Source organism: Pseudomonas sp. SCPG-7, from assembly GCF_002156405.1.
GTDB classification, from domain to species: domain Bacteria; phylum Pseudomonadota; class Gammaproteobacteria; order Pseudomonadales; family Pseudomonadaceae; genus Aquipseudomonas; species Aquipseudomonas parakoreensis.
The window spans coordinates 329,086-354,385 of the sequence record NZ_MVOO01000001.1 but is presented as its reverse complement, the minus strand read 5'-3'; the positions used below and the strand labels follow the sequence as shown (position 1 = coordinate 354,385).

Below are 25,300 nucleotides of genomic sequence, written 5' to 3'. Positions count from 1 at the left end.
TCCACGCAGCAGACACAACTTCCGGTGGCTGCATCAATCATTTCTGATCGGAAGATCTGTCAATCCCCTCACGCGCAGGCGTTGTCCAGTCAGTGGCACGCCTTTCATCAATTGAGTCGTGCTTGTGTTTTCCATAAGCAGGCATGCGGAGTTACTGCACGCCGTGCTCAGGTAACGCAAAGGCCATCACATAGTCCCCCTTTTGCGTCGTCGCCGAGTTACCGCCGGCACTGATGACCAAAAATTGTCTGCCGGTGTATGGGGAAACATAAGTCATTGGAGTCGCTTCGGCTCCGACAGGCAGACGGCCCTTCCACAGCTCTTTGCCGGTGCGAACATCAAGGGCACGGAGGTAAAAGTCCTGAGTGCCGGCCATGAACACGAGGCCGCTTGATGTAGTCACCGGACCGCCCCGAGTGGGCATGCCAATCGGCATCGGCAAGTGCGTGGCAATGCCCAGCGGACCCGTTTGCTCGGTGGTCCCCAGGGGCATCGACCAAGCCACCTTTCGAGTCGCCAGGTCGATTGCACTGATGGTGCCGAAAGGCGGCTCCTGGCACGGAATACCCAACGGCGACAGGAAGCGGCCTTGCTCGATACCCCACGGTGTCCCCGCCTGCGGAGCGTTCCCTTCATGGCCGCCGCCACTAAGGGTTTTCGCGTCATAAGCGGCACGGGGGATCATTCGGTTCCAGATGGCTACCCGGGTGTCATTGACGATCATGTAGCCGAGGTTTTCCGCAATGGACACCGATCCCCAGTTCATGCCGCCCAACCAGCTTGGGTACTGGAGCGTCAGGTGCTCGCTCGGCGGCGTGAACTCACCTTCATATCTAGCCTTGCGAAAGTCGATCCGGCATATCAATTGGTCCAGCGGCGTAAGCCCCCACATGCGCTTTTCGCTGAGCGGCTCAGTGCCGATGGCGGGCATTCCGGTCGAATAGGGTTGAGTCGCAGAAATTCGCTCATCCGCCACACCACCTTGAGGAACAGGGTGTTCTTCGACTGTCGCAATTGGATTTCCGTTACGCCGGTCAAGCATGAAGATCTGGCCACGCTTGGTGGTCTGAATCAGTGCCGGGAGCGTTCCTCCATGGCCATCAGGAACATCGTAAAGCGCTGGTTGCGAAGGTACATCGTAATCCCAGAGATCGTGGTGAACCGTCTGGAAGCGCCAGCGCTCGAGGCCAGTCGCGATGTCGAGTGCGACGACGGAAGACGAGTAGCGATCATCGGCCTCGGAGCGATGACCGCCCCAAAAATCCGGAGTGGCATTGCCGGTGGGCAAGTAGATGAGTCCAAGCGCATCGTCAAAGGCCGGTGTCGACCAGACATTCGGCGTACCTGCGGTGTAAGTCTGCCCCTCGGGAGGCTCGCGGGTAATCGCCGGATTGCCCAGATCCCAGGCCCACACCAATGCCCCCGAGCGCACATTGAAGGCGCGGACCACGCCAGACGGTTCACCTGTTTTCTGGTTGTCCCACACCAGCCCACCGACCACTACCAGATCACGCACAACCGTCGGTGCGGCCGTCGGAAAGTACAAATCCTGATCTGTATCGCCCACGCCGATACGCAGGCTTACGCTGCCATGCTGACCAAAATCGCTGCACGCCTGGCCAGTCTGCGCGTCTACTGCAATCAACCGTGCGTCAACCGTGGTCGCGATGATTCGCCGCAAACAGGGCTGCGCTGCAACAGCGTTGTTTGAGGCGGCCAGCTCGTGGGCTTCTTCGTAATAGCCCACGCCTCGGCAACGCGGGTAAACATTGTTTGCCTGGGTTTTGGGGTCGTGATGCCAAATCTCTTTGCCGGTATCCGCGTCCAGGGCGAACAACTGGCTCGACTGCGTACAACCGTAGAGCACGCCATTGACATGAAGGGGGGTCACCACATGCCCTTGCGCACCTTTGGGTATTTCACCTGTGCGATATGTCCAGGCAAGCGTCAGATTCGACACGTTCTGCGGCGTTATCTGATCGCTCACGGCATGTCGTGTTCCTGAAGGTGTATGACCGAAATAACGCCAGTCGGTCGTGGGTTCGACTGTGCCGACCGCTTTCCCCGGTACAGGCGCCGGCATCCTCTCGGCGGTCAGAATGGGTTGCGGTTGCAAGGCTGCGTAGAGCGTTGCGCACAGCCCCACGACCATGCCCGCAGCCGCCACGCAAGCCAGCCGCGCCAGTGTGCCACGCTGGCGACTGCGCAAATACGGGATCGCCACCAGCACCGGTACGCTGATGACAGCCAGCGCGAAGAGGCGCGAAAACAGCGGCCAGAACGTCAACCCCACATCCAGAACCGACCAGCAGACAGAGCCGGCGAACACCAGCAGGTACGCCAGTGCTCCGGATCGACGTCGACGCAGCATCAACACACCACTGATGGCCAATCCTGCACCTGCCAGGGCGAAGTACCACGAGCCGCCCAGCGCAACGAGATAAAAACCACCCGCTAGCAGCGAAAGTCCGATGAGCAAGATAAAGGAGCCAAGGACAATCAGCAGCGTGGCGGTTAACCGGGAAGTGTTCGATGGCGGCATGGCTTACTCCTTTAAGTGATTACCGACAGAGCCTGCGGTTGGCCGATCGTCAGGCCGTATGTTTCGACCTACCGATACTTCGGTGGACGCGCCTCAGCGCATGACAAAACCACCATCCACCGAGATGGACTGCCCCGTGACGTAGCTTGAGGTCGAGCTGCTCAGCCAAAGCACAGCGTCAGCGATTTCTTCCGGCTTGCCGTGACGTCCCATGGGGATAGCCTTGGTCATGCCTGCCAGCGCTTCACCCTGCCCCGCTTCGACCATCCGCTCGGCCATCGGCGTCCAGATCAAGCCAGGGCACACCGCATTGACGCGGATGTTGCGTGCGGCATACTCCAGCGCTGCGCTTTTGGTCAGGCCGAGGACACCGTGCTTGGCCGCGTGATAGTTGCCCCGCTCGGCACCTCCGATCAGACCGCCCAAAGACGAGCAGTTGACGATCGTTCCGCCGCCCTGGCGGCGCATATGTTCGAGTTCGAATTTCATACACGCCCAGACGCCGCGCAAATTGACCGACATGACCCGATCGTAATCCTCGACCGTGGCGTCGGCTGTCTCAGCTAACAGGTTCTGAATACCGGCGTTGTTGAACGCAGCGTCCAGACGACCGAATGTCGCGACCGTTTCCTTGACCATGGCTTGAACCTGACCGACGTCCGCCACGTCGCAGCGAATGCCGATAGCGCGATGTCCTGCAGCTATCAAGGCCTGCGCCGCTGCCTGTGCAGCGCCGCCATCGATATCCGCCAACGCTACGGCAGCGCCGGCCCGTGCGAACGCCTGCGCGGTGGCCAGACCGATACCGGAAGCCGCGCCGGTCACCAGGGCGACCTTGTTCTCGAACGAAAAACTCATCGAATGTTCCTCACTTTGCAGCTGCGCAGAATGTTTATGAGCAATAGCCTCATAACGCACTGAGCAGACATTGTTTGATGTAACCAAGGTAATCGACGCTCGGAGAGCTGAATACCGGCCCTGAGTGGGATGTTCCGATGAGCAATACTCATCAATCGTGAAGAAAGGCGAGATCGCCGTGACAAAACACCGAGTGCGATGAAACAGACGATTAGTGAGCGCTGCTCATCGTTTCATGCAGGTTTTTCCCGGTAGTCGCGCGGAAGTTGGTGCACTAGCGTGGAGGCGCATTTCTTCAATCAACAGGAATCTGCCGATGAAAACACGTGTCGCCTTACCCATGCTGGCAATGACCTTGATGCCTGCGTTCGCAAGCCATGCTGCCGAACTGCCTGCCGACGAGACTATGAGCGTGGTCAGAAATGGCGAACAAGCATCCATCACCGGGGCGCCCGGCAACTTCGTTGGCAACGCGCGCATCGATCCACTGTTTGCAGCGCGGGCACCCTCGACTGTTTCGGCAGGCGCAGTGACGTTTCAGCCCGGCGCACGCTCGGTCTGGCATACCCATCCTCTGGGCCAGACGCTGGTGGTCACCTCAGGCACAGGCTGGATACAACAAGCCAGGGGCGAGAAGATCGTCATCAAACCGGGTGATGTGGTCTGGACACCACCGGGCGTGAAGCACTGGCACGGCGCCACATCCACGAACGGCATGACCCACATTGCCATTCAGGAAGCTCGGGACGGCAAGAACGTCGAGTGGCTGGAACCGGTGACCGACGCGCAGTACCAGGCATTGCTTGGCACACAACACTGAAACGTTGCGCCGAGCTCAGGCGTGGGCGCATCGATGCCCGCCGCGACACCTCGCGGGTATCAGGCCGGAAGCAGGCAACGCGTCACGGGCTTACGCCTGGTAATCGCCGATGGGCTGAAGCTCACGGATCAAGTCAATCAACAGACGCAGCCCTACCGGCAATTGACGGTGACTGGGATAGTACATGTGAAACCCGGAACCTGTGCTGGACCAGTCGTCGAGCACCCTGATCACCTCACCACTTTCGAGCAGCGGCATCATCGCCGGCTCAGGGGCGTACATGAGGCCCGCGCCTTGACGAGCCAGTGAAAGTCCGACGCGAGTTTCATCGATGGTGATGCACCCCGGGACAGCAATGGAGAGCTGCTGTCCTTCTTTCTCGAACTCCCAATCGTACATGGCGCCATTGCCCAGCCGAATCCGCAGGCAACGGTGGTGCATCAAGTCGTTCGGATGTTGGGGAACGCCGAAGCGTTCAAGATAGTCCGCGCTACCCGCGACCACCCAGCGGATATCCGGTGACAAGCGCTGAGCGATCATGTCTTCCGGTACCGTTCCGCCATAGCGGATCCCGGCATCATGGCCGCCGCCGATCACATCGACGATGAGATTGGTGACCGTCAGATCGACCTGGATTTCCGGATACCGATCATTGAGCACCGGCAATACGGGCCCCAGTAACAAGTCGGCAGCATCGCTTAAGGTATTCAGACGAATACGTCCGATCGGTTCATCGCGAAAGCGATTAAGCGCTTCCGTCGCCAAACCGATTTCATCCATGGGTTTGCTGATGACGCTGTGCAGCTCCTCGCCCGCAGCGGTCAAGGTGACACTGCGCGTCGTTCGGTTCAGCAGACGGACCCCCAACCGCGACTCAAGCCCCTTGATCGCATGGCTCAACGCCGAAGCACTGATACCGACTTCCTTCCCGGCGCGACTGAAACTCTGGTGGCGAGCAATGGCCAGGAAATAAACGAAATCGGCAAGATTGGCACGACTGGCCTGCATTGGATGCCTCAATGGGGTGACGGGAGAGAATCATTCGCGGTGCGGCGGCTTCGTGCTTGATACTAACCAAGACAAACCGCAAACACTAATCAACTGGATTCGACAGACAGCGGTGCTTGGCTCACCGGTCTTGACCTGCCTGCAAAATACAGGTGAAGCCTGACAAGCCGCTCAAGACCGTGAAAGCGTTTTCAGACGCTCCACCAAAGCCGCTTCAAAAATGACGTACAGCTTTTCAGCATCGCCGGCACGCAAAACCTCACTGGTTTCCAGCCCAAGCACGAAGCCATCCGCACGCGCCCCCGCCTTCACCGCAATGATCATCGAATCTGCCCGGACAATCTGCGCCAGCAGCCGATCAGCTTCACGCTGCATCTTTTCGCTCAACACTACGCCTTCCACTTCCTCACCTTGCCTTCAATGCGACATTGAACAAATGTGTGTTCAAGGCTACGCCGCCGAAAACGGCGCCTCAAGCCACACGCAAACGATCCTTCATTATGGTAGCCATCAGAACCCTTCAAGTGAACGAATCCGTTTTGCCGGGAATCCAACGCGAAGTTTCAAACGCGTTTAGCCGTTGCCAGCTCGAACAATCATGACCGGAGAACACTGCATGCCTCTCAGTGACACCATTCACAGAGCGTTGCTAAGCGCAGAGGAACGTTCCTCTATCGCTGAAATTGAAGCCACTACCAATATTCTGCAACTGGTCACACGCATGACCGGGACGCGCTTCGCGGCGATCGCCAAATTCACCGACACGGAATGGATTGTCTGTTCCGCGTACGATCCGATCGAGCTTGGAATCCACACCGGTGACACGCTGGAACTGGAAACCACGCTGTGCAGTGAGTTTCGCAGAGACCCTCAAGTGCTGTTCGTGCCACAAATCAGTCGCGATGGCAGGTTTTCCACGCGTCCCGTGGTGAAGCAATATTTGATTGAAAGCTACGCCGGCGCGCCCATTTTCCTTCCCGATGGACAACTGTGGGGTGCGCTGTGTGCCTTGGACTCCAGGGCGGTCATATTCGACGACCCGGATCTGGCGGACACGTTAGGCCTGTTCGCGAGGCTGATCGGCTGCATCTTTTATTCGAATCTGACGGACGTCGGCAGCGGCTACAGCAAGAACGGATGAAGTGTTAACGAATAACTAAAATCAGCCCTGAATATTCAGGGCTGTTTCATTTCTGGCGTGTGAGATCTGCGCTCCATCCATGGATCACAAGTACATCGAGACCAAACGATCGAACGACAGCCTGATCATCAAGGGCGAGTAAGTTTCGCGCTGTCATACCCCTTGCCGGGAAACCGACAAGGTTTTTTACCGCCGCCCTTTGCACAACTGCTGCAAACGCTGGCCGGACGAACTCACTATTTGCGGCTGGCCTTTTCCAGCATCCGGCTGGCGCGTTCATTGGCCTCATCGGCCGTACGTTGTGCCTGACTGGCTGCAGTGGCTGCCTGATCCGCCCTGGAGTAAGCCGTGTCGGCACGGGATTGTGCCGCGCTTGCAGTGCTCTGGGCAGCGTCGATTCGCGTGTCCATTTCCTGCGCCTTTTTATTGCTGCACCCGGCGCTCATCGCCAAAAGGACGCTGAGCAGAACCACAGATAAACGCTTGTTCATGATGACTCTCCTTGGGTCATTGCGCCGGGAAAAATCCGGCCACCCCTGAAGTATCTGGCGTGAACACGGCCGGCCTCTGATTTTTGTCAATGAACGGCTAACCGGCAGGCAACTGCCTGTTGGCAGTGTTAACCAGCGGTCGACACTGAAATCAGCGCAATATGCCCGTCACGGCATTTGTCGTAAGTAGACGTCGCTGTCAGACCGCCAACAGGTTGCACGGCACCTGATAAAGAATATGTTCGGTGGTGCTGCCCAGCAGCTTGTCCAGCCCATGGTATTGCACCCGGCCCATGACGATCACATCCACATGCTGTGCATCGGCGAACTCACTGAGTGCGGCAACCGGGTGGCCGACCACGAAATGCCGGCGCTCGGCGGGTACTCCATAGCGCTTGGCCAGGTCGATATACGCGCTCTCGAACTCTCTGCGCAGTTCCTTGGTCAGCTCTGAAACCGTCAAGCCTTCGCCCAGTTCCTCCAGGTACTCCTGCGAAATGTCGTAGGCGTACAACAGATGCAACTCGGCGTCACACTGGATCGCCATGGCCGTGGCCTGATCGATGATGCGCTTGTTCAATTGGTCGTTCACCGGGTCGCTTGCGGAGGCGTCGACCGCTGCCACGATCTTGCGTGGCAATGCCTGTCCTGCCCCGCCCAGCAGATAGACCGGGACCGGGCAATGACGCAACAGGTGCCAGTCCAGCGGGGTGAAGAAGGCGCGTTTGAGCAACGACTCATGCTGCACTTGCTTGATCAGCAGGTCGGGCATCATCTCGGTGACGAGGTCGAGGATCTCTTGCTTCATGTCATCCGACCAGGCGACTTCGACTGTCACGTCAATGCCTCTGTCGCGCAGGTTGCCGGCCTGATATTTGAGCCAGTCGCGGTGATCCTGCAAATAGTTCGCCCGGGCTGTTTCCCGGTCGCCTTCTTCAAGCAACCAGAGAATGTCCAATGACTTGACCAGCGCCACGATATGCAAGGTCGCCCCGCTGGCCTTGGCCAGAGCAGCCGCATGGCTGATCGCCGGAGAGCGGCGCAGAGCCGGATTGATTACCAGCAACAGACTTTGATATTGGCTCATGAATGTTCTCCAGTCGGATGAACCATGCGGGACGGTCAAGATCGTCACCAGCGGATTTGACGCTGTCACTCCTGCCGTTCGGCTGAAGGCGCATCGGCACCCAGTTCGGCGCTGTCCCGGTACTCCGGCACTGACACCGACCAGCCCAGTTCCAGGCTGATACGCCGCCGCAAAACATCCGAGGCGTTGGGTTCGCCATGCACCACGTAGGTGTGTTTCGGTGCACGTTTGAAACCGCGCAGCCACTGGATGATTTCATCGGCATCGGCATGCGCCGACAGGGTCTGCATCGGTACCACTTCGGCGCGGATCGGCACCTCCTGACCGTGGATACGCACTGACGGCGCACCGGCAACGATCTGTGCGCCCCGCGTGCCGCCGGCCTGGAAACCGGGCATCAGCAGCGAGTTGACCGGATTCGGCGCCAATGCCTTGAGGTGGTGCAGCACCCGTCCGCCGGTGGCCATGCCGCTGGCGGCAATGATCACGGCCGGAATGCGCTGATGATCGAGATCGATCGACTCCTGGGTCGAACGTATGAAACGCGTGCCTTGGCACATTCCCTCGCATTCTTGCAGCGACAACCGGTGCTCACTGCGAAAACGCTGATACAGACGCGTGACATCCGTCGCCATCGGGCTGTTGAGGTAGATCGGCAGATCCGGAATCGCGTGTTTCTGCTTCAAGCGATACAAGTGATACATCAGCAGTTGCGCCCGACCGACCGCAAATGACGGTACCAGGGTAATGCCGTGGCGCAACGCCGTGCGATTGATCACGTCGGTCAGTTGTTGCTCGGGGTCGTCGTCAGGGTGCTGGCGGTCACCATAGGTCGACTCGATCAACAGGTAATCCGTGTGTTCGATGGTTTCGGGGGCAAGCATCAACGGGTCGTTGGGCCGCCCCAGATCGCCGGAACAGACCAGCGTGACACCGTCGGCAACCACCTCGACCGTGGCCGCGCCCAGAATGTGTCCGGCACCGCGCAGCAAGATGCTCAGGCCGGGAACAATCTCGACCCGATGATGCAGCTCCACCGGCTGCAACAGTTTCAATGCCTGCTCGGCGTCCTGCTCGGTGTACAGCGGCAACGCCGGCGCATGCCTGGAAAAACCATGGCGGTTGGCGAACCCGGCCTCTTCTTCCTGCAGGCGCCCACTGTCGAGCAACAGGATTTTCACCAGTTCACAGGTTGCTGCGGTGGCATAGATCGGGCCACGGTAGCCGTTGCGCACCAGCACCGGCAGGTAGCCACTGTGATCCAGATGAGCGTGAGTCAGCACGATCGCGTCGAGATCCCGCACGGGCAGCTGGAAAGGATCCCAGTTGTGCAGGCGCAATTGCTTGTAACCCTGAAACAGCCCGCAGTCGATCAGCACATGCCGGTCGCGGTGATCCAACAGGTATTTGCTGCCGGTGACGGTGCCAGCCGCCCCCAGAAAAGTGATTCGCATGGCCGTCTCCTGAATGTGGATGAGAACGCCGACGCCTTCAGCCATACGCCGATTCATGGCTGCTTCGGGATTGTTGCCAGCTACAACGCACTCAGCACGACAATCGGCAAGCGCTTGTTCATGGTTGTTCCCTCGATTGCTCACGACGGCAAAGGTAATGATTCGAGTATCTGGCGTTATCCGGTCACCACTCTGATCTTTGTCAAACAATCACCGACTTGCAGACGCCATCAGCCAATGCGAGGGCGAGGCCGGCATTGTTGATATACCTCAATGCGCGCGCGTCGCTGCGGTGTAGAAAAACAACAACAGGCACGTTTGACCGATCGACACCTGCCCGGAAGAGGACACCGCCATGAGCGACTTGAACCTGCGCAAAAATATTCTCGAAGAACTCGAGTTTCAGCCTGAAATCGATGCCGAGCGCGCGGCCTGGTCAGTGCCCGACGTCGGCAGGGTCGAAGACCATCTGCTGCTGGCGTGACACGCTCGTCTTCCTGGAGCCAGGCCAATGCTTGCCGTCACGCTGATCAACAGCCTGGTCGTGATCATCGCAGTAGTGATCCACTATGAGTGCCTGCTGCGCCTGAATGACTGGATGCCGCGCCTGAAAATCTGGAGCCGGTTCAGAATCGTTGTCGGTGTGTTGGGCAGTCTGTTGGCCCATGCCATCGAGGTCTGGGCGTTCGCCGTGGTTTACTTCCTGATGTCCCGCGCGGGCGAATGGGGACAGCTGACCGGCAACTTCGACGGTTCTTTGATGGATTGCGTGTACTTCTCCTTCACGACGTACACGACCATCGGTTTCGGCGATATTTCGCCGGTTGGCCACCTCAAGTACCTGACCGGGCTTGAGGCCTTGACCGGCCTTGTCCTCATAACCTGGACCGCGTCGTTTCTGTTTCTGGAAATGCAGAAATACTGGAAGCACAAATAGCCGCTCATGGCGTCTGGCGGGGTGTCCATTGCCAGTTGCGTACTTCGGGAAGGTCTTCGCCGTGCTCGATGAGGTACAGCTTGTGTTGCTCCATGTCTAACGACTCAGTGGTCGCGCCCTCCTCCTTGAAACCTCCGGTCATCGAATGACGCCCAAAGACTCTGCGGGAGGCGCCCGACGCCACTGATTGACAACGTCCTGTTCGCCCCCGTCACCACTCGGCCGGTACAAACCGATTACGTCCCGACGTCTTGGCGTTATACAGCGCCTGGTCGGCCACCTCGATCAACCCTGGCACGTGATCCAGTCGTGCCCCCGACGCCGCCGCAATCCCGATGCTCACGGTCACACGCCCGACCGGGCTGGAGGGGTGCGCAATATGCGCTTGCGCCAGACGATCTAGGATCAGTTGCGCGACGACCGTTGCACCGGCAACGTCGGTGTCCGGCATGATCACCGCCATTTCTTCTCCGCCATAACGCGCCAACAGATCCGACGGACGCCTTACGCAACCCTCGAGGATTCTGCCGACCTTCTGCAGGCAAGCATCGCCGGCGACATGCCCGAATAAATCGTTGAACAGCTTGAAGTAATCGATATCGATCATCAGCAACGCCAGTGTCGTGCCGTCACGTTGGGCGCGCCGGGCTTCCATGGCGAGGCTCTCATCGAAGCAGCGCCGGTTGGCCAGACCCGTCAAGGCATCCTTCATCGCCAGCAACTCAAGCTGGCGATTGGAGGAGAGCAACTGTTGCTGTGTGCCGCGCAATTGATCTTCAGCCCTGGTACGCCGGCGGATATCCAGCATCAGGCACCAGCCGATCAGCCCGGTAAGCCCCAGCAATCCTGTGACCACCACAGCCGACAACCAGGCTTCCATGCGCCACGCCGCGAGGGCCTCGCGCTTGCCGAGAGCAACGGTGGTGATCAGCGGCAGCCGGTCGCTCTTGCGGAAGGCGTAAAGCCGCTCGACGCCGTCCAGGCTGGAGGTAAACGACGCCGTGCCGACGGATCGATCGACCAGATACTTCGCATAGATCGGCGACTTGGAAAAGTTGCGCCCCATGTCCTGCTCGCGGAAGGGATAGCGCACCAGCAACGTACCGTCGGTATAGGACAAGCCGATGGCGCCCTCCTGCCCCACATCGATCTTGCCGAACAGGCGCAGAAAGTTTTCGACCCCCAGCGTCACCGCCACCACCCCGGCAAACTCGCCGTGCGCATCGTTGAAACGGCGGCTGACGGTAATCACCCACTCCTGATTGGAGCGGCTCTGGATCGGCGGACCGATAAAGGTGTCGCGGCTCGGATCGTCGCGATGATGGATGAAGTAGGCGCGATCACGGCTGTTGGCCCCGGCCGGAATCGGTCGGTTGGACGACATCAGCCAGCGGCCCTGATTGTCGTAGATGGTGATACCGCTGAGCTGCGGCATCAGCGGTTCCTGACGGTTGACCAGTGCACTCAGACGCTGGATCTGCGCGGGGCCACTGCCTTCGGTTTCCAGACGTTCGACGAGCCCGAGCAGCAGCAACGAACTCTGGCGCACGATGCCTTCGGAATACGTCGCCAGCGCCTGGGTCAGGTTCAAGCCATGAACGTTGACTTCCTCCAGCGCACGCTCGCGAGAGGCCAACACTTTCCATACCGTCAGCGACGCGAGGGAACAGCCGATGACCAACAACAACAGCACTACCAGGCGGGTATCACGCTTCACATCACTACCTTTGGGAAAATCCGGTTTCCGTTTCTGCGGCGGGTTGACCGACTCGATGACTACAGCCGCTTGTCCTTGTCGCGGGCAAGGATACAAGTCGCACGGGCTTGCTGCAGCAACAGAATAGGTGGCGCAAAAAAACACGCCGCAGACTTCAGAAAAGCCATCGCGCCTGGGGAAACGATGACAAGCATGCCAGACCAAACCATCGCCAGGCTTTCAGGATTGGACGGGTGAAGCGCGACAGAAGCCAACTTTCTGACGCCTGTTTCACGACCCTTGCCCGAAGATTTGCCGAGCAAAAAAAATTGGCACTTTTGCACAACAAGTTGACATCCAAAAGCATGCTACGGGCGACCGATATCATTAGAGTATGCGCCCTTAAAAAGGAAAGGACTCTTGATGACTCAGTCACTCTCACGGCGCGTTGTGGCGATTACCGGCGCCCTGGGGAATCTCGGCGAGACCCTGGCGGACATGGCCGCCGCCCGGGGCGCGGATCTGGTGCTGATCGATCAGGCGACGATTACGCTGCCCAGTTCCCATAACCGACTGGTCCTGTCCGGCATCGATCTGACTTCCTTTGCCGATTGCCAGGACGTCGCCCACCAGATCAATCGCTACTTCGGGCGCCTCGATGCATTGGTAAACGGCGCTGGCGGTTACGCGTGGGAGCCATTGCTCGGTGGTGCGATAGAGGCTTGGGATCGGCTCTACTCGCTGAACCTGCGAACTGCCTTGAATGCCAGCAAAGCCCTGCTGCCGTTGCTGCTGCAATCCTCGGCGGGGCGCATCGTCAACATCGGCGCGAGCATGGCGGCCAGGGCCGGACTGGGGATGGGTGCTTACGCTGCGTCGAAATCCAGCGTACTGCGCCTGACCGAAAGCCTCGCCGAAGAGCTCAAGGACATGAGCATCACGGTCAATGCCGTGCTACCGAGCGTGCTCGACACCCCGCAAAACCGTGAGGCCATGCCCGACGCCGAGCACCAGCGCTGGGTGACACCCGCGCAGCTGGCGGCGGTCATTCTGTTTCTGATTTCGGAACAGGCGTCTGCGGTCACCGGCACCGGCATTCCGGTGATCGGGCGCATGTAGGGTCTACTGACGCCGCGCGCCTTGGCGACGTCGCTTTCTTCACCTTTCGGAAAAGCAAGATCACCGGATGACCGGACTTCCCCTCCCCCCATGCGACCCGCCACTTCCAGCGCTGCTTTCGTGAACCACGTCCTTGATGTCGCCGAGCAACACGGTTGCGATGGCGACTGGCTGTTGCAGCAGACCGGACTCTCACGCGAGCAGTTGTCCGATTCGATTGTGCGCATTCCCATGCGCCAACTGCGGACCTTGCTGGAACTGGCGGCGCGCAGCAGCAACCTGCCGCATTTCGGTCTGCTGGTCGGCGCCGCGGTGCGCCCCGGCACCTACGGTGTACTGGGTTACGTGCTGATGACCAGTGCGACGCTCGGCGAGTCGCTGAACATGATTCTGCGGTTCGGCAAGATCGTTTATGACAGCCCGTCCAGCCAGACCCGGATCGTCATCGGCGACGGCCGCGTGACCCTCGAAGATCAGCGCATCAATGAACTGGAGCCTTACTGCGCCCTGCATCAGGAAACGTTAATGGCCGGCTGGGCGGCGTTCGGTCGCTGGTTGATCGCCAGCAACTCGCCGATGCTGGAGGTCAGAATGAGGCATCCGGCGCTCGGTGAGCCGGCACTCTACGAAGCGTTTTTTGGATGTCCGGTGCAGTTCGAAGCCGGGAGCAATGCGCTGGTGTTCGCCGAGTCGACCCTCTCGTCACGCATTCAGGGCGCCGACCCGCGCATGCATCGCAGCATGCTGCTGGAGGCCGACTGGCAGCTGTGTCTGTCGTACCCGGCATTTTCCGTGACCGACCGCTTGCGTGCCTTGCTCACCGAACAGTTGCCGACCGGCGATTTCAGCCTGAAAAGCCTGGCCCGGCAGCTGGCGATTTCGCCGCGCACCTTGCAACGCAAACTGGCGGCGGAAGGGGAAAACTTCAATCAGGTGCTGGAAACCATGCGCATGGAACTGGCTGACCATTACCTGCGCCGCACCGAGACCAGCATCATGAACATCGCCCTGATGCTGGGTTACTCGCAGGCCAGTTCTTTCAGCCATTCCTTCCGTCAGGCTCGCGGGATTTCGCCGGTGGATTACCGCAAGTTGCTGCGCGCCAGATAAGCCCGATCACGGTTTCAGCTCCAGCAGCGGCTGGCCCTTTTTCACCACATAGGTCGCCAGTTCAACGCCTTGGTCTTGACCGACGTTCTTCGCCACATGAGCAACACCTGCCGGGATGAACAGCGAGTCCCCGGCTTTTAGCGTGACCGCTGGCCGCCCCTCCAGTTGATACTCCAGCGTGCCGCTGAGCACGTGCGCCACCTCGACGCCGGGATGCGCATGCCGCGGCGCGGTGACACCCGGCTCGAAATCGATACGTGCCTGTATCAACTCGCGATCCGCGTCACCCAGGTCCTGACGAATCAGCTCGGTACGGCTCAGGCCCTGTTGCCAGCTCATGGCCTGAGCGTCCGCCGCCTGCGCCAGACCGGTGAATGAAACCAGTGCGGCCACAGTGGCCAGAATCAGTGTGCGTTGCATGCAGTTGCCCTCTCGACAGTGGTGGTGTGAAGGCCTGCACTGTGACCGCCGGGTGTAGCGCCGATGTGTCGAAAAACCCGGGTTTGGTCTCGCCATGTATCGTGCGCAACGCTGAATACACAGCCATACAAAGCACACTGGCTATGTATCACAGTGTGTACAGACACCCCGGCGATACATGAACTTGAATCACCGCGCTTTTTCGACATGGGCCAGATACGTCAAGGCGTTCAAATGCCTGCAAGGTTTGCCGGGTTCAGCCCGCACCTGCCCCCGACAGGATTGCCAAGGAGACTTCAGCATGAAAAACGCAGCATTCAACCGTATGAACATCTTCGCCGTGGCGCTGTTCGGCGCGCTGGCGGCGACGCAAATGCCAACGGCCGCCGCCGCGCAGCCGGCACCCGGCGACCACAACGTCAGCTATGCCGCGCCCTCGCCGTTCGGCCCGCTCAAGCATGTGCAGGCCGGCCTGCTGGATGTGGCCTACGCCGAAACCGGTCCGGCGCAGGGGCCGGTGGTGATTCTGCTGCACGGCTGGCCGTACGACATTCACAGTTACGACGAAGTCGCACCATTGCTCGCCGCCAAGGGTTATCGGGTGTTGATGCCGTATGCGCGGGGTTATGGCGACACGCATTTCCTCTCGGACCAGACACTGCGCAACGGTCAACCGGCGGCACTGGCCAGTGACGTGATCGACTTCATGGATGCCCTGAACATCAAGCAAGCGGTGCTCGGTGGTTACGACTGGGGCGCGCGTTCGGCGGACATCGTTTCGGCGTTGTGGCCGGAGCGGGTCAAGGCATTGGTCTCGGTCAGCGGCTACCTGATCGGCAATCAGGCTGCCGGGCAGAATCCATTGCCGCCCAAGGCCGAATTGCAATGGTGGTATCAGTTCTACTTTGCCACCGAACGAGGCCGTGACGGCTACCGGAAAAACACCCACGACTTCGCCAAACTGATCTGGCAGCTCGCCTCGCCGAAGTGGGCGTTCGATGACGCCACGTTCGACCGCAGCGCCAAAGCGCTGGAGAATCCCGATCACGTCGCGATCACCGTGTTCAACTACCGCTGGCGTCTGGGCCTGGTGCAGGGCGAACCGCAATACGCGGCGCTGGAACAGAAACTCGCCAGCGCCCCGTCGATCAGCGTGCCGACCATCACCCTCGAGGGCGATGCCAACGGCGCGCCGCACCCGGCGCCCGAGGATTACGCCAAGCGTTTCACCGGCAAGTACCAGTTCCGCCTGATCAACGGCGGCATCGGCCACAACCTGCCGCAGGAAGATCCGCAGGCGTTCGCCCAAGCAGTGATCGACGCCGATCACCTCTGAGACCGAAGGCAGAAAACGCCTCGGTCTACTTGACCAGGCGTTTTTCCCTGGACGGTCGATACCCGAAAAACGCGCTGTAGCATTTGCTGAAATGGCTCGGCGAAACGAAACCACAGGCCACCAGCACTTCCATCTGCGACAGCTCGGTGTGCTGCAACAGGCGCCGGGCTTCAGTGATGCGCAATTCCAGGTAATAGCGTTGCGGCGTGGTGCCCAACTGCTCCTTGAACAAACGCTCCAACTGGCGCCGCGAGCGCCCGGCGTAGACCGCCAGTTGCTCCAGCTCCAGCGGCTCTTCGAGGTTGGCGTCCATCAGTTTGACCACCTCGCGCAACGGTGCGCTGACGCAGAGGTTTTCATCCGGTTTGATCCGCCGATAGCGCGACTCCTCGAACGCCAGAATGTCCTCGATACCCTCGACCAGCGCCTTGCCGTGCAGGCCCTTGATCCAGTCCAGCGCCATGTGGAATGCGCCGGACGGGCTCGACGCCGTGAGCCGGTCGCGATCGATCACATAAGGTTCGCTGCTGACCTGGGTGGCCTTGGCAATTTCCGTGAGCGCCGGACGGTGTTCCGGGTGGATCGCGCAACGATAACCATCGAGCAACCCGGCGCGGCCGAGAAACCACGCACCGTTCCACAATCCGGCCAGACTGATACCGTGCTCGGTGGCGGAGCGCAGCAGGCTGATCAACGCCTCGCTCGCCTTCAGCTCGGTACGGTAACCGCCGCACACCACCAGCAGATCCAGCTGTGCAAGACTGGCCAGGTCAATCCGCGCATCCGGGCGAATCACCAGCCCCAGATCGCTGATCACCTCACCCTCGCCCAGCCCGAACGTGCGCGAGCTGAACAGTCCGGCGCGCAACAGGTTGGCGGTGATGATCGTGTCCAGCGCCTGGGTGAAGGCCGGCAGTGAAAAGTGCTCCAGCAACAGGAAACCGGTGCGGGTGATGCGGGTCTCGGCGGCTTGCTCATTCAGATAGCGGAGGTTTTTGCCCTTCATGCCTCCGCTGAATTGACGTCGTTCGATCAAGGTCTGGCCCATCGGTCATGTTGTTATGCGCCGATAGTTGGCTTGATGGGCCAAAGAGTCAATCACGCTTGCGGCTGATGACTGGTCACGCAGTGAATCCCGCCGCCACCGGCAGCGATCGCATCGATGTTCAGCAGCTCGACTTTGCGCTCCGGGTACAGCTTCGACAGCAAGTCGTAAGCCTTCTGATCGGCTGCCTTGTCGCCGAATTCCGGGGCGATGATCGCGCCGTTGATCACGAAGTAGTTGATGTAACCGGCGGCGAAATCCGGGTTGTTCTGGTTGAACTTGCTCTTGCGCGGCTTGAGCGGCGGCGAAATCGTGTGGATCTGCAGCGGGCGACTGTCAGCGTCGGTGGCTTTCTTGAGAATTTCCAGGTGCGCCAGCGTGACCTGGTGATCGTAGGACTGCGGGTCGGTGTCGAGGTTGACGATCACCACGCCGGGCCTGACGAACCGCGCATAGAAATCAACGTGGGCGTCGGTGATGTCCTTGCCCTTGATCCCCGGCAGCCAGATGATTTTGCGCAGGCCCAGGCGTTCCTTCAATTCAGCCTCGACATCGGCCTTGCTCCAGCCGGGATTGCGATTGCTGTTGATCCAGCTGCTCTCGGTCATGATCCCGGTGCCGTGGCCGTCGACTTCGATGCCGCCACCCTCGCCCACCAGCTCGCTACGCAGGTAGGTCGCCTGTGCATCGGCGGCCACTCGCGCGGCGATTTTCGCGTCCTTGCTGTGCCGCTGCTTGTTGCCCCAACCGTTGAAATTGAAGTCCACGGCGCCAAGCCCGCCCTTGTCGTCGATGACGAAATTGGCGCCGATGTCACGCATCCAGATATCGTCGAGCGCGGCGGTCACGTAGGTGACGTTGCGGGTGCCGCAATACTCTTCGGCGAGGCTGCGTTCGCCACTGCGACATAACACCCTGACTGGCTCATAACGGGCAATGGTGCGGGCGATGCGGCCCAGCGCGGCTTGCACATCTGCGGTGAAATCCTCCCAGATTGCATCCTGCGCGCCGAACGCGATGAAGGCGCGCTCGTGCGGGTCGCCCTCGTCGGGCATGAACCAATCCCCCGCGCTGGCCGCCAGCAGTTTGCCGGGGGCCAGGCCAAGGCCCATGACCGCGGCGCTGACACCTGCAGCGACCGATACCTGTTTGATGAACTCACGACGCGTCGACATAACGGGCTTTCCTGAAAGGGGGCCGGCGACCGGGCGCCGGCCGTTGAATCATGGGTGGGTGGCGGTTTTGAATTTGGTCCAGGTGCGCATGCGGGCGCGCATATCGGCCTGGGGAATGTCCTTGCCCGGGATCAATCGAGCATAGGTCGCCTCGTCGAGGTAGATGTCCGGGTTATTGCGCATCGCCGCGTCGACGCTGGCCCGTGCCTTGGCGTTGGAAGTCGGGTAACCGGTGAAATTACTGATCGCCGCCATGTTCTCCGGGCGCATCACGAAGTTGATGAAGGCGTAGGCGTATTCCGGGTGCTGCGCATCGACCGGAATCGCCATGGTGTCCATCCACACCGTGGTGCCTTCGCGCGGGATGCGGTACTCGAAGCGGGTGCTCTTGCCGGCGCTGTCCGAGGTGCGCTGGGCCTGGGTCATGTCGCCGCTGTAACCCAGCGACAGACACAGGTTGCCGTTGACCAGATCGGTCACCGGTTGCGACTGGAACTTGCGCACGTACGGCCGCAGCTTCATCAGCACCTCACTGGCCGCTGCCAGATCCGCCGGTTTCGCGCTGCGCGGGTCTCGGCCCAGATAATTGAGCACGACTGCCAGCACTTCATCCGGCGAGTCGATCAACGAAATGCCACAGTCGGCAAACTTCGCGGCCAGCTCCGGTTTGAACAGCATGTCCAGGCTATTGACGGGTGCATCGGCCATGCGCTGTTTGATCTGCGCTGCGTTGTAAGTCAGGCCGATGGTGCCCCAGGTGTAGGGCACGGTGGCCTGGCTGGAATGTTGGTAATGGCTGCGCAGTTTCTGCAGACCGGGCTCGATGTCGGCCAGCGCTGTCAGCTTCGATTGATCCAGCGGCATCAGGCTGCCGGCACGCATCAGGCGCTCGGCCACGGTGTCGCCGGGGAAAATCAGGTCATAGCCGCTGCCACCTGAAAGCATCTTCGCTTCGAGGGTTTCACTGCCGTCCATGACGTCGTAGATCACCTTGATCCCGGTTTCGGCGGTGAAGCGGCTCAGGGTGTCTTCGGCAAAATAATCGGCCCAGTTGTACAGCCGCAGGGTTTTGTCCTCGGCATGCAGCGACGGGATCACGCAAATCAATGCCAAGCCCAGAACACCGAGCAGTCGTTGGTGGTGCGAAGCCATGTTCAAACCCCTTGAGTGGTCCAGCGTGCGTGAAGGTGGTGGCCGTCCTGACTGAGCAGCGCGCCGTACATGTCCGGGCGCCGGTCGCGGTAAATGCCCCAGCTCAGGCGCTCTTCGCGCATCGCGTCGAGATCGAGGCTGTGCACCAGCACGCCAGTGCTGTCGCGGTCGGCTTCGGCCAGCAACTTGCCCTTGTGATCGCTGATGAACGACGAACCGTAGAAGTTCATCTGCAGCGCCTGATCGGTGCTCGCCACTTCTCGCCCGACCCGGTTGGCCGCCACCACCGGCAGCAGATTGGCGGCGGCATGGCCGCGTATGGTCATCTGCCAATGGTCGCGAGAATCCAGCGCCACGCAACCCGGCTCAGAGCCGATGGCCGTGGGGAACAGCAACACTTCAGCGCCCATCAGCGCCAGACAACGCGCGGTCTCGGGAAACCATTGATCCCAGCAGATGCCCACGCCGAGGCGGCCGAACGCGGTGTCCCAGACTTTGAAGCCGCTGTCGCCGGGGCTGAAATATTCCTTCTCCTGATAGCCGATGGCGTTGGGGATGTGGGTCTTGCGATACACCCCCGACAGACGCCCGTCGGCGTCGGCCACGCTCAGCGAATTGAAGTAGGCATTGCCAGCCTTTTCAAACCAGCTCAGCGGCAGCACCACGCCCAGCTCTTTGGCCAGCGCGGCGAAACGCTGCAGCAGGCGGCTGTCGCGATACTCTTCGGCCAGCGCCTGATGTTTGTGGCTCTGTTCGATGCAGAAATACGGGGTGGCGAACAGCTCCTGCAACAGGATCACCTGCGCGCCCTTCGCGGCGGCCTCACGCACCAGTTGCTCGGCCTGATCGAGGTTGCGCGGCAGGTCCCAGGTACACGACATCTGGGTGGTGGCGATGGTCAGATGGCTCATCGCTCAACCCTCCACTGGCCAGGCGGGTTGCTGCTGGGTGATGCAGTGCACCCCGCCGCCGCCATGGGCCAGATGATTGATGCGCACCGGCACCACTTCGCGTCCGGGGAACGCCTGCGCCAGCACTTTCGCCGCCGCTTCGTCGGCCTCGATGCCGTAGGCCGGCATGATGATCGCGCCATTGGCGATGTAGAAATTGGTGTACGAGGCGCAGAACACTTCGGCTTCGGTATCGACGGCTTCGCTGGCTTCGTAGAGTTCGATCAGCTCGAACTTGCGCCCCTGAGCGTCGGTCGCCAGCTCCAGTGCGCGGCGGTTTTCGCGCACCACTTCGGCGTACACCGAGCTTTGGTCGTGGGTCGCATCCACCAGCAACACGCCGGGACGGGCGAAGGCGCAGACGCCATCGACGTGGCCATCAGTCATGTCGCCGGTGACGTAATCAGGATCGCCCGGCAACCAAATGGTTTTCTTCACGCCGAGCAAGCGACTGAAGATTTCTTCCATCTCAGCCTTGCCGATGTCCGGGTTGCGATTGGGGTTGAGCAGCACCGACTCGGTGGTGATCAGCGTCCCCTCGCCATCAACGTGAATCGCCCCGCCTTCGTTGCTCAACGGCGTGCCAAAGCATTCCAGCCCCAGGTGATTGAGTGCACGGCGTGCCAGGCTTTCGTCCAGCTCGTGCGCCGACTTGCCGCCCCAGGCGTTGAAGCGCCAGCTGACACCGGCCAGCCCTTGTTGCGGGTGGCAGACGAAGCTCGGGCCAGAGTCGCGGCACCAGCTGTCGTTGACCGCCAATGGGATCAGCTCGATGTTCGGCCCGCACAGCGCTTTGGCGCTCGCTAGCGCCGACGGATCGACGACCATTTTCACCGGTTCGAAACGGGCGATAGCGTTGGCGACCCGGGCGAAATCCTCTTGCACCTGCGGCAAAGTCACACGCCATCCCGATTCCCACAGCGCCTGATTGTGCGGCCAGACCATCCAGGTGGCAGCGTGGGTGGCCCACTCCGCCGGCATCATCCAAGCGCTGCTTTTATTGTCATTGTGCTGCATGATAAGTCTCGTAAGTTAAGCCAATGTGTTCACGCAGACCATGCTACGGACGCGCAAACAGGCAAACAAACGATGGATTTTGCGCAGAAATGATTAGAGGAACTTATCGATATGCTCAAACACTGGCCACCGCTCAGCTCCCTGCGCGGCTTTGAAGCGGCGGCGCGCCTCGGCAGTTTTCACAAGGCGGCCGATGAGTTGCACCTCACCCAATCGGCAATCAGCCAGCAGATCCGCAGCCTTGAAGCGTACCTCGAACAGCCGCTGTTTTTTCGCAACGGACGCAGCGTCGCCCTGACCGATGCCGGCCACGATTTGCTCAGCACCACTCAGGCGATGTTGCAGCAACTGGCGGTCGGCATCCGGCGTCTGGGGCAATACCAGAAGCCCAATCAACTGGTGCTCAACACCACGCCAGCCTTCGCCCGACATTGGTTGTTGCCGCGTCTGGCGGATTTTCGCGCTCGATATCCAGAGGTGGATCTGTGGATCTACAGCACCGATGAAGTGCCGGACATGGCCACGCAAACCATCGATCTGGCAGTGCGCGACGACATCAGCTCGCAGGCTGAATGCAGCTTCAAGGTGCTGCATGCCGACCGCCTGTTTCCGGCGTGTCATCCAAGCGTTTTGGCGCAGCCTGCCGCGCAGCGCACCACCCTCCACGGTGAGCGGGAAATGGACTGGAGCCATTGGGCAGTGGAAGCCGGGGTCGATGTCGGGCAGCAGGATCAGGGGCTGAATTTTTCCGATCCGGGCTTGTTGCTCGATGCCGCTGCGGCGGGGTTGGGGATCGCGCTGGTCAGTCAGTTGCTCAGCCACCAGGCGCAGCAAAACGGACTGTTGCTGCCCCTGGTGGAGCAAACCATTCGCGGCCCGAACTGGGCGCTGCTGACCCATCGCGACAGCGAGAATGACCCGATGGCGCGATGCTTCAGTGAATGGCTTTCAAGCCAACTGGCGGGACCTGATCCGCACGGTTAGACGACCGTGAAATAACCCGCACCAAGCCGGCCTTCCAGACGACCGAACAGCACGTAATGCTGATATCCACTGGTGAACGCACCCGTGGAAATCGCGTTTTTGACGTCCTGGTTCATCTGCAGGTATTGCGCTTCGTCGAAGTTCTCCGCACTGACTTCGCCGGCTCGCCCAAGCTTGTCGCTTTCGACCGGCAGCCCCATGATCGTGCGCCGCTGGAAATCGATAATGCGGTTGACGGCGTGACTTTCCAGCGGCCCCCGATTGGATTGGGTCGAGTAGATGTGCAAGCCGTTTTTTGCGCAACGATTGCACATGTCGATGCAATTTTTCTGGGTGGACTTGAGGCCGGTCAGGTGCGCCAGAGGCATGTCCAGATACTTGCCGACCTGGTATTCGGTCTGATTGAAAACCGAACAGCACAAAACGGTATTGCCGTTGCAGTCGAGCACCAGCCAGTCATCCTTGAGCGAGCACGCCTGCTTGGGATACTGACGGACCAGATTGACCAGATCGTCGAAGGGCGGCAGCGCCAGTCTTTTCAGGGTTTCATGATCGGTATCCGTCACCGAAGGATCGCGTTCGATCAGCGCCAGCGTTTTCTCCAGCGGCATCATCACTGAATATCCGGTCGAGAACTCGAAACCCAGACGCTGGGCGAATTCGCGCATCAGCCCTTCTTCTTCCATGTTGTCCAGATAACGGTGGTAGTACACCTCGATCCGCGTACTCAAACCATGTTGCTGTTTGAGTTCATGCAGTTTGATCATATTGGCCTTGACCACTTCAATGTCGCCGCCCACGTGCCCCTGTTGGTAAGTCTCCTGGTAAAACCCGGACAACGAAATACGGAAGAACCATGGATTGGCCAGCATGGCGGTTTCCATGTTCTTGGCCAGGTTCAAGTTGGAACTGATACCGCTCTGCAAACCGGCGGCATTGATGATCTCGACAAACTCACCGATTCGCGGGTGGATCAACGGCTCGGTCCAGTTATACAGAAAGATCGTCTCGACCCCTTCGTTGCGGGCCTTCTCGACGATCTTGCGAAACATGTCGACTTGCATGGCTTTCTTGAAGTTGACGTTTTCCGAGTTACCCATCGGGCAGGAGGGGCAGCTTAAATTGCACGCACCGACAATATCGATATACATATTCATGACGGGTGACGCTCCTTGAGTGAATAGCGGTGCATCCAGAGCAAGCGACTGTCATGGTTGGCGTTATTCGTTAGTTATTTGACAGTCCCGGAGCGCGGCTCAGCAAGTTCCGGGCCATTGCCATGGTGCGCCATCAATTCCACGATCCAATCGATAAATACCCTTAGCTTTTGGCTGATATGCCGGTTCGGCGGGTACGCCACGTAGAGCGGCATCGGCTCGAGTTGCCAGTCCTCGAACAGCGGCACCAACTCACCCCGAGCCTGGTGCGAGTGCGACATGTACCGGGGCAACCAGAGCACGCCCATGCCGGCCAGCCCTGCCGCAAGGTAGGCGTTACCGTCATCGACGGCCAATACGTGGCGACCCTTGATCTGCAGGTGTTCGCTGCCATTGCGCAAGGCGTAAGGCACGGGTTTGCCGGTGCGCGCCCAAAGAAAGCCGACCACCCGATGATGGGAGTCCTCCAGCTCGCGGGGATGCTGCGGCGTACCGGCGCGGGCCAGGTAAGTTGGCGCGGCGAAGACCCCGAGCTGCAGGTCGGCCACCCGCCGGGCCATCAGTGACTGATCGAGCAGTTCACCGCCGCGCACCACGCAATCGACGTTCTCATCGATGATGTCGACGATGCGGTCACTGACCCCCATGTCGATCTGAATGTCCGGATAACGCGCGTGAAACTCAGGCAACGCCGGCATCAGAATCAGCCTCGCCAACGGGCTTGGCACATCGACGCGCAAGCGCCCTCTTGGCAATGCCGAAGCGCCGGACAGACTGGTTTCAGCGTCGTCCATGTCGGCCAACAGTTTGATCACTCGCTCGTAATAGATCGCACCGTCGGCCGTAACGTTGACCTTGCGCGTGGTGCGGTTGAGCAACTTGACCCGCAGCCGTGCCTCCAACTGCTGCACCAGCTGCGTCACCGTGGTCTTGCTCATGTGCAAGGTCTCGGCGGCCTTGGTGAAACTGCCCGCCTCGACCACCCGGGCGAACGCCTGCATCGCATCGAAACGGTCCACTTCGCGCCCTCTGATTGTTTGGAAAATGCAAACAGTGAACGCCAAGGTTGCGCGTTTATCCCCCCTGCGCAAGCCCCTAAAGTCACTCCATCAACAACCACCAAACAATGATGGAGACACCCATGACCCAACGCGACGTCGTTTTCCCGCCTGCCCGCCATGCGCTTTATGAGCGTCATCGCTATTCACCGGCCATTCGTTCCAATGGCTTTCTGTTCGTCTCCGGGCAAGTCGGCAGCCGTGAAGACGGTTCGCCCGAGCCGGATCTGCAGGACCAGGTACGCCTGGCGTTCAACAACCTCAATGCGATCCTCGATGCCGCCGGTTGCAGCTTCGCCGATGCGGTGGACGTCACGGTGTTCATGATCGATCCGCAAGCGACCTTCGAAACCATCTGGGCAGTGGTCCCGGAATTCTGGGGCAGCGCGCCTTATCCGACGATTACCGCGGTCGGCGTGACCTGGCTGGCCGGGTTTCAATTCGAGATCAAGGTGATTGCCAGAATCCCCGTGTAGGAGCTGCGGCACGCTGCGATCTTTTGATCTTCAATCGAAATGTAAAGATCGCAGCCTCGTTTCACTCGACAGCTCCTACAGGTGTTTTCGTGGTGACAGCGGCAGTGGGCTGCAGGAAATGTGGAGCAAAACATCGCCGGACAAGCGCGCTGGCCTTTCACGGCGCGGCTGCGTATAACCTCGCCGTTTCGTCTAACCTGATTGAGCGCCCGCGCGCGACACCGCGCCCGGTGGCGCTTAGAATGCGACGCTCATGAAACGGAGATT

25 protein-coding genes are annotated in these 25,300 nt (G+C 60.1%); 9 read left to right on the top strand and 16 right to left on the bottom strand.

Annotated features, from left to right (window positions below; genetic code table 11):
* Nucleotides 1–151 precede the first annotated feature (151 nt).
* Nucleotides 152–2,542, bottom strand: coding sequence for a membrane-bound PQQ-dependent dehydrogenase, glucose/quinate/shikimate family (locus tag B1722_RS01685; protein WP_041072598.1), 2,391 nt, complete (start codon nt 2,540–2,542; stop codon nt 152–154).
* Between the two features lie 93 nt (nt 2,543–2,635).
* A complete protein-coding gene (locus B1722_RS01680; protein ID WP_086791013.1) occupies nt 2,636–3,400 on the bottom strand; it encodes a glucose 1-dehydrogenase in 765 nt (254 codons plus the stop codon).
* 358 nt (nt 3,401–3,758) lie between these two features.
* Between B1722_RS01680 and B1722_RS01675 the strand changes: the two genes are divergently transcribed.
* Nucleotides 3,759–4,220: a cupin domain-containing protein gene (locus B1722_RS01675; protein ID WP_371851364.1), complete on the top strand. Its 462-nt coding sequence runs from the start codon at nt 3,759–3,761 to the stop codon at nt 4,218–4,220.
* Between the two features lie 90 nt (nt 4,221–4,310).
* Here B1722_RS01675 and B1722_RS01670 read toward each other — a convergent pair whose 3' ends face one another.
* Nucleotides 4,311–5,228: a LysR family transcriptional regulator gene (locus tag B1722_RS01670; protein ID WP_086791012.1), complete on the bottom strand. Its 918-nt coding sequence runs from the start codon at nt 5,226–5,228 to the stop codon at nt 4,311–4,313.
* Nucleotides 5,229–5,399: 171 nt separating this feature from the next.
* Nucleotides 5,400–5,630, bottom strand: coding sequence for a hypothetical protein (locus tag B1722_RS01665; protein ID WP_027613841.1), 231 nt, complete (start codon nt 5,628–5,630; stop codon nt 5,400–5,402).
* 214 nt (nt 5,631–5,844) lie between these two features.
* Between B1722_RS01665 and B1722_RS01660 the strand changes: the two genes are divergently transcribed.
* Nucleotides 5,845–6,369 carry a GAF domain-containing protein gene (locus B1722_RS01660; protein ID WP_047294079.1) on the top strand — a complete coding sequence of 175 codons (525 nt, stop codon included), beginning with the start codon at nt 5,845–5,847 and terminating at the stop codon, nt 6,367–6,369.
* A gap of 236 nt (nt 6,370–6,605) precedes the next feature.
* On the opposite strand, the gene B1722_RS01655 is transcribed toward B1722_RS01660, so the two are convergent.
* The 3 genes from B1722_RS01655 to B1722_RS01645 all read right to left on the bottom strand — a co-directional run bounded on the left by B1722_RS01655 (nt 6,606) and on the right by B1722_RS01645 (nt 9,401).
* Nucleotides 6,606–6,860 (bottom strand): Lpp/OprI family alanine-zipper lipoprotein, encoded by a 255-nt coding sequence (locus B1722_RS01655; RefSeq protein ID WP_086791011.1) that lies wholly within the window; start codon nt 6,858–6,860, stop codon nt 6,606–6,608.
* Nucleotides 6,861–7,059: 199 nt separating this feature from the next.
* On the bottom strand, nt 7,060–7,947 hold the full coding sequence (locus B1722_RS01650) for a universal stress protein (protein WP_086791010.1): 888 nt from the start codon (nt 7,945–7,947) through the stop codon (nt 7,060–7,062).
* Nucleotides 7,948–8,012: 65 nt separating this feature from the next.
* Nucleotides 8,013–9,401 (bottom strand): MBL fold metallo-hydrolase RNA specificity domain-containing protein, encoded by a 1,389-nt coding sequence (locus B1722_RS01645; protein ID WP_086791515.1) that lies wholly within the window; start codon nt 9,399–9,401, stop codon nt 8,013–8,015.
* Nucleotides 9,402–9,756: 355 nt separating this feature from the next.
* Here B1722_RS01645 and B1722_RS29705 point away from each other — a divergent pair, with 355 nt between their 5' ends.
* Both B1722_RS29705 and B1722_RS01640 read left to right on the top strand, forming a co-directional pair.
* The gene (locus B1722_RS29705; protein WP_256198929.1) at nt 9,757–9,885 is read left to right on the top strand and encodes a hypothetical protein; all 129 of its coding nucleotides are present in this window, start codon (nt 9,757–9,759) and stop codon (nt 9,883–9,885) included.
* Nucleotides 9,886–9,912: 27 nt separating this feature from the next.
* Nucleotides 9,913–10,338, top strand: coding sequence for a potassium channel family protein (locus B1722_RS01640; protein WP_041072585.1), 426 nt, complete (start codon nt 9,913–9,915; stop codon nt 10,336–10,338).
* 211 nt (nt 10,339–10,549) lie between these two features.
* Here the strand turns inward: B1722_RS01640 and B1722_RS01635 are convergent, their stop codons facing one another.
* Nucleotides 10,550–12,055 (bottom strand): sensor domain-containing diguanylate cyclase, encoded by a 1,506-nt coding sequence (locus B1722_RS01635; RefSeq protein ID WP_086791009.1) that lies wholly within the window; start codon nt 12,053–12,055, stop codon nt 10,550–10,552.
* 402 nt (nt 12,056–12,457) lie between these two features.
* On the opposite strand from B1722_RS01635, the gene B1722_RS01630 reads away from it, so the two are divergent.
* Entirely contained in the window at nt 12,458–13,153 is a 696-nt protein-coding gene (locus B1722_RS01630; RefSeq protein WP_047294060.1) for an SDR family NAD(P)-dependent oxidoreductase, read from the top strand.
* A gap of 120 nt (nt 13,154–13,273) precedes the next feature.
* On the top strand, nt 13,274–14,263 hold the full coding sequence (locus tag B1722_RS01625; protein ID WP_256198928.1) for an AraC family transcriptional regulator: 990 nt from the start codon (nt 13,274–13,276) through the stop codon (nt 14,261–14,263).
* 6 nt (nt 14,264–14,269) lie between these two features.
* Here the strand turns inward: B1722_RS01625 and B1722_RS01620 are convergent, their stop codons facing one another.
* Entirely contained in the window at nt 14,270–14,683 is a 414-nt protein-coding gene (locus B1722_RS01620; RefSeq protein WP_086791008.1) for a cupin domain-containing protein, read from the bottom strand.
* 301 nt (nt 14,684–14,984) lie between these two features.
* Here B1722_RS01620 and B1722_RS01615 point away from each other — a divergent pair, with 301 nt between their 5' ends.
* Nucleotides 14,985–16,019, top strand: a complete 1,035-nt coding sequence (locus B1722_RS01615) for an alpha/beta fold hydrolase (RefSeq protein ID WP_086791007.1) — start codon at nt 14,985–14,987, stop codon at nt 16,017–16,019.
* A gap of 25 nt (nt 16,020–16,044) precedes the next feature.
* On the opposite strand, the gene B1722_RS01610 is transcribed toward B1722_RS01615, so the two are convergent.
* From B1722_RS01610 to B1722_RS01590, 5 genes are read right to left on the bottom strand one after another with little or no spacing between them, the layout of a single operon-like run.
* Nucleotides 16,045–17,067 carry a GlxA family transcriptional regulator gene (locus tag B1722_RS01610; RefSeq protein ID WP_086791006.1) on the bottom strand — a complete coding sequence of 341 codons (1,023 nt, stop codon included), beginning with the start codon at nt 17,065–17,067 and terminating at the stop codon, nt 16,045–16,047.
* A 50-nt stretch (nt 17,068–17,117) separates the two neighbouring features.
* Nucleotides 17,118–18,239: an agmatine/peptidylarginine deiminase gene (locus B1722_RS01605; RefSeq protein ID WP_086791005.1), complete on the bottom strand. Its 1,122-nt coding sequence runs from the start codon at nt 18,237–18,239 to the stop codon at nt 17,118–17,120.
* A gap of 48 nt (nt 18,240–18,287) precedes the next feature.
* The gene (locus B1722_RS01600; RefSeq protein WP_086791004.1) at nt 18,288–19,391 is read right to left on the bottom strand and encodes an extracellular solute-binding protein; all 1,104 of its coding nucleotides are present in this window, start codon (nt 19,389–19,391) and stop codon (nt 18,288–18,290) included.
* Nucleotides 19,392–19,393: 2 nt separating this feature from the next.
* Nucleotides 19,394–20,302 carry an N-carbamoylputrescine amidase gene (aguB, locus tag B1722_RS01595; protein WP_086791003.1) on the bottom strand — a complete coding sequence of 303 codons (909 nt, stop codon included), beginning with the start codon at nt 20,300–20,302 and terminating at the stop codon, nt 19,394–19,396.
* A gap of 3 nt (nt 20,303–20,305) precedes the next feature.
* The gene (locus B1722_RS01590; protein WP_086791002.1) at nt 20,306–21,358 is read right to left on the bottom strand and encodes an agmatine/peptidylarginine deiminase; all 1,053 of its coding nucleotides are present in this window, start codon (nt 21,356–21,358) and stop codon (nt 20,306–20,308) included.
* 111 nt (nt 21,359–21,469) lie between these two features.
* Between B1722_RS01590 and B1722_RS01585 the strand changes: the two genes are divergently transcribed.
* Nucleotides 21,470–22,342 (top strand): LysR substrate-binding domain-containing protein, encoded by an 873-nt coding sequence (locus tag B1722_RS01585; protein ID WP_086791001.1) that lies wholly within the window; start codon nt 21,470–21,472, stop codon nt 22,340–22,342.
* Here the strand turns inward: B1722_RS01585 and B1722_RS01580 are convergent.
* Both B1722_RS01580 and B1722_RS01575 read right to left on the bottom strand, forming a co-directional pair.
* On the bottom strand, nt 22,339–23,499 hold the full coding sequence (locus B1722_RS01580; RefSeq protein ID WP_086791000.1) for a radical SAM protein: 1,161 nt from the start codon (nt 23,497–23,499) through the stop codon (nt 22,339–22,341). The two genes, B1722_RS01585 and B1722_RS01580, sit on opposite strands and share 4 nt — an antisense overlap.
* Before the next feature lie 74 nt (nt 23,500–23,573).
* A complete protein-coding gene (locus B1722_RS01575) occupies nt 23,574–24,518 on the bottom strand; it encodes a LysR family transcriptional regulator (RefSeq protein ID WP_086790999.1) in 945 nt (314 codons plus the stop codon).
* 122 nt (nt 24,519–24,640) lie between these two features.
* On the opposite strand from B1722_RS01575, the gene B1722_RS01570 reads away from it, so the two are divergent.
* Nucleotides 24,641–25,033, top strand: coding sequence for a RidA family protein (locus B1722_RS01570; RefSeq protein WP_041072556.1), 393 nt, complete (start codon nt 24,641–24,643; stop codon nt 25,031–25,033).
* Nucleotides 25,034–25,300 lie beyond the last annotated feature (267 nt).

What these genes read in the sequence shown, in the direction of transcription:
- B1722_RS01650 (WP_086791010.1), bottom strand. Translation starts at nt 7,947, where the DNA reads ATGAGCCAATATCAAAGTCTGTTGCTGGTAATCAATCCGGCTCTGCGC.
- B1722_RS01620 (WP_086791008.1), bottom strand. Translation starts at nt 14,683, where the DNA reads ATGCAACGCACACTGATTCTGGCCACTGTGGCCGCACTGGTTTCATTC.
- B1722_RS01685 (WP_041072598.1), bottom strand. Translation starts at nt 2,542, where the DNA reads ATGCCGCCATCGAACACTTCCCGGTTAACCGCCACGCTGCTGATTGTC.
- B1722_RS01605 (WP_086791005.1), bottom strand. Translation starts at nt 18,239, where the DNA reads ATGTCGACGCGTCGTGAGTTCATCAAACAGGTATCGGTCGCTGCAGGT.
- B1722_RS01590 (WP_086791002.1), bottom strand. Translation starts at nt 21,358, where the DNA reads ATGCAGCACAATGACAATAAAAGCAGCGCTTGGATGATGCCGGCGGAG.
- B1722_RS01615 (WP_086791007.1), top strand. Translation starts at nt 14,985, where the DNA reads ATGAAAAACGCAGCATTCAACCGTATGAACATCTTCGCCGTGGCGCTG.
- B1722_RS01580 (WP_086791000.1), bottom strand. Translation starts at nt 23,499, where the DNA reads ATGAATATGTATATCGATATTGTCGGTGCGTGCAATTTAAGCTGCCCC.
- B1722_RS01570 (WP_041072556.1), top strand. Translation starts at nt 24,641, where the DNA reads ATGACCCAACGCGACGTCGTTTTCCCGCCTGCCCGCCATGCGCTTTAT.
- B1722_RS01610 (WP_086791006.1), bottom strand. Translation starts at nt 17,067, where the DNA reads ATGGGCCAGACCTTGATCGAACGACGTCAATTCAGCGGAGGCATGAAG.
- B1722_RS01680 (WP_086791013.1), bottom strand. Translation starts at nt 3,400, where the DNA reads ATGAGTTTTTCGTTCGAGAACAAGGTCGCCCTGGTGACCGGCGCGGCT.
- B1722_RS01660 (WP_047294079.1), top strand. Translation starts at nt 5,845, where the DNA reads ATGCCTCTCAGTGACACCATTCACAGAGCGTTGCTAAGCGCAGAGGAA.
- B1722_RS01600 (WP_086791004.1), bottom strand. Translation starts at nt 19,391, where the DNA reads ATGGCTTCGCACCACCAACGACTGCTCGGTGTTCTGGGCTTGGCATTG.
- B1722_RS01630 (WP_047294060.1), top strand. Translation starts at nt 12,458, where the DNA reads ATGACTCAGTCACTCTCACGGCGCGTTGTGGCGATTACCGGCGCCCTG.
- B1722_RS01645 (WP_086791515.1), bottom strand. Translation starts at nt 9,401, where the DNA reads ATGCGAATCACTTTTCTGGGGGCGGCTGGCACCGTCACCGGCAGCAAA.
- aguB (WP_086791003.1), bottom strand. Translation starts at nt 20,302, where the DNA reads ATGAGCCATCTGACCATCGCCACCACCCAGATGTCGTGTACCTGGGAC.
- B1722_RS29705 (WP_256198929.1), top strand. Translation starts at nt 9,757, where the DNA reads ATGAGCGACTTGAACCTGCGCAAAAATATTCTCGAAGAACTCGAGTTT.
- B1722_RS01585 (WP_086791001.1), top strand. Translation starts at nt 21,470, where the DNA reads ATGCTCAAACACTGGCCACCGCTCAGCTCCCTGCGCGGCTTTGAAGCG.
- B1722_RS01670 (WP_086791012.1), bottom strand. Translation starts at nt 5,228, where the DNA reads ATGCAGGCCAGTCGTGCCAATCTTGCCGATTTCGTTTATTTCCTGGCC.
- B1722_RS01640 (WP_041072585.1), top strand. Translation starts at nt 9,913, where the DNA reads ATGCTTGCCGTCACGCTGATCAACAGCCTGGTCGTGATCATCGCAGTA.
- B1722_RS01675 (WP_371851364.1), top strand. Translation starts at nt 3,759, where the DNA reads ATGCCTGCGTTCGCAAGCCATGCTGCCGAACTGCCTGCCGACGAGACT.
- B1722_RS01655 (WP_086791011.1), bottom strand. Translation starts at nt 6,860, where the DNA reads ATGAACAAGCGTTTATCTGTGGTTCTGCTCAGCGTCCTTTTGGCGATG.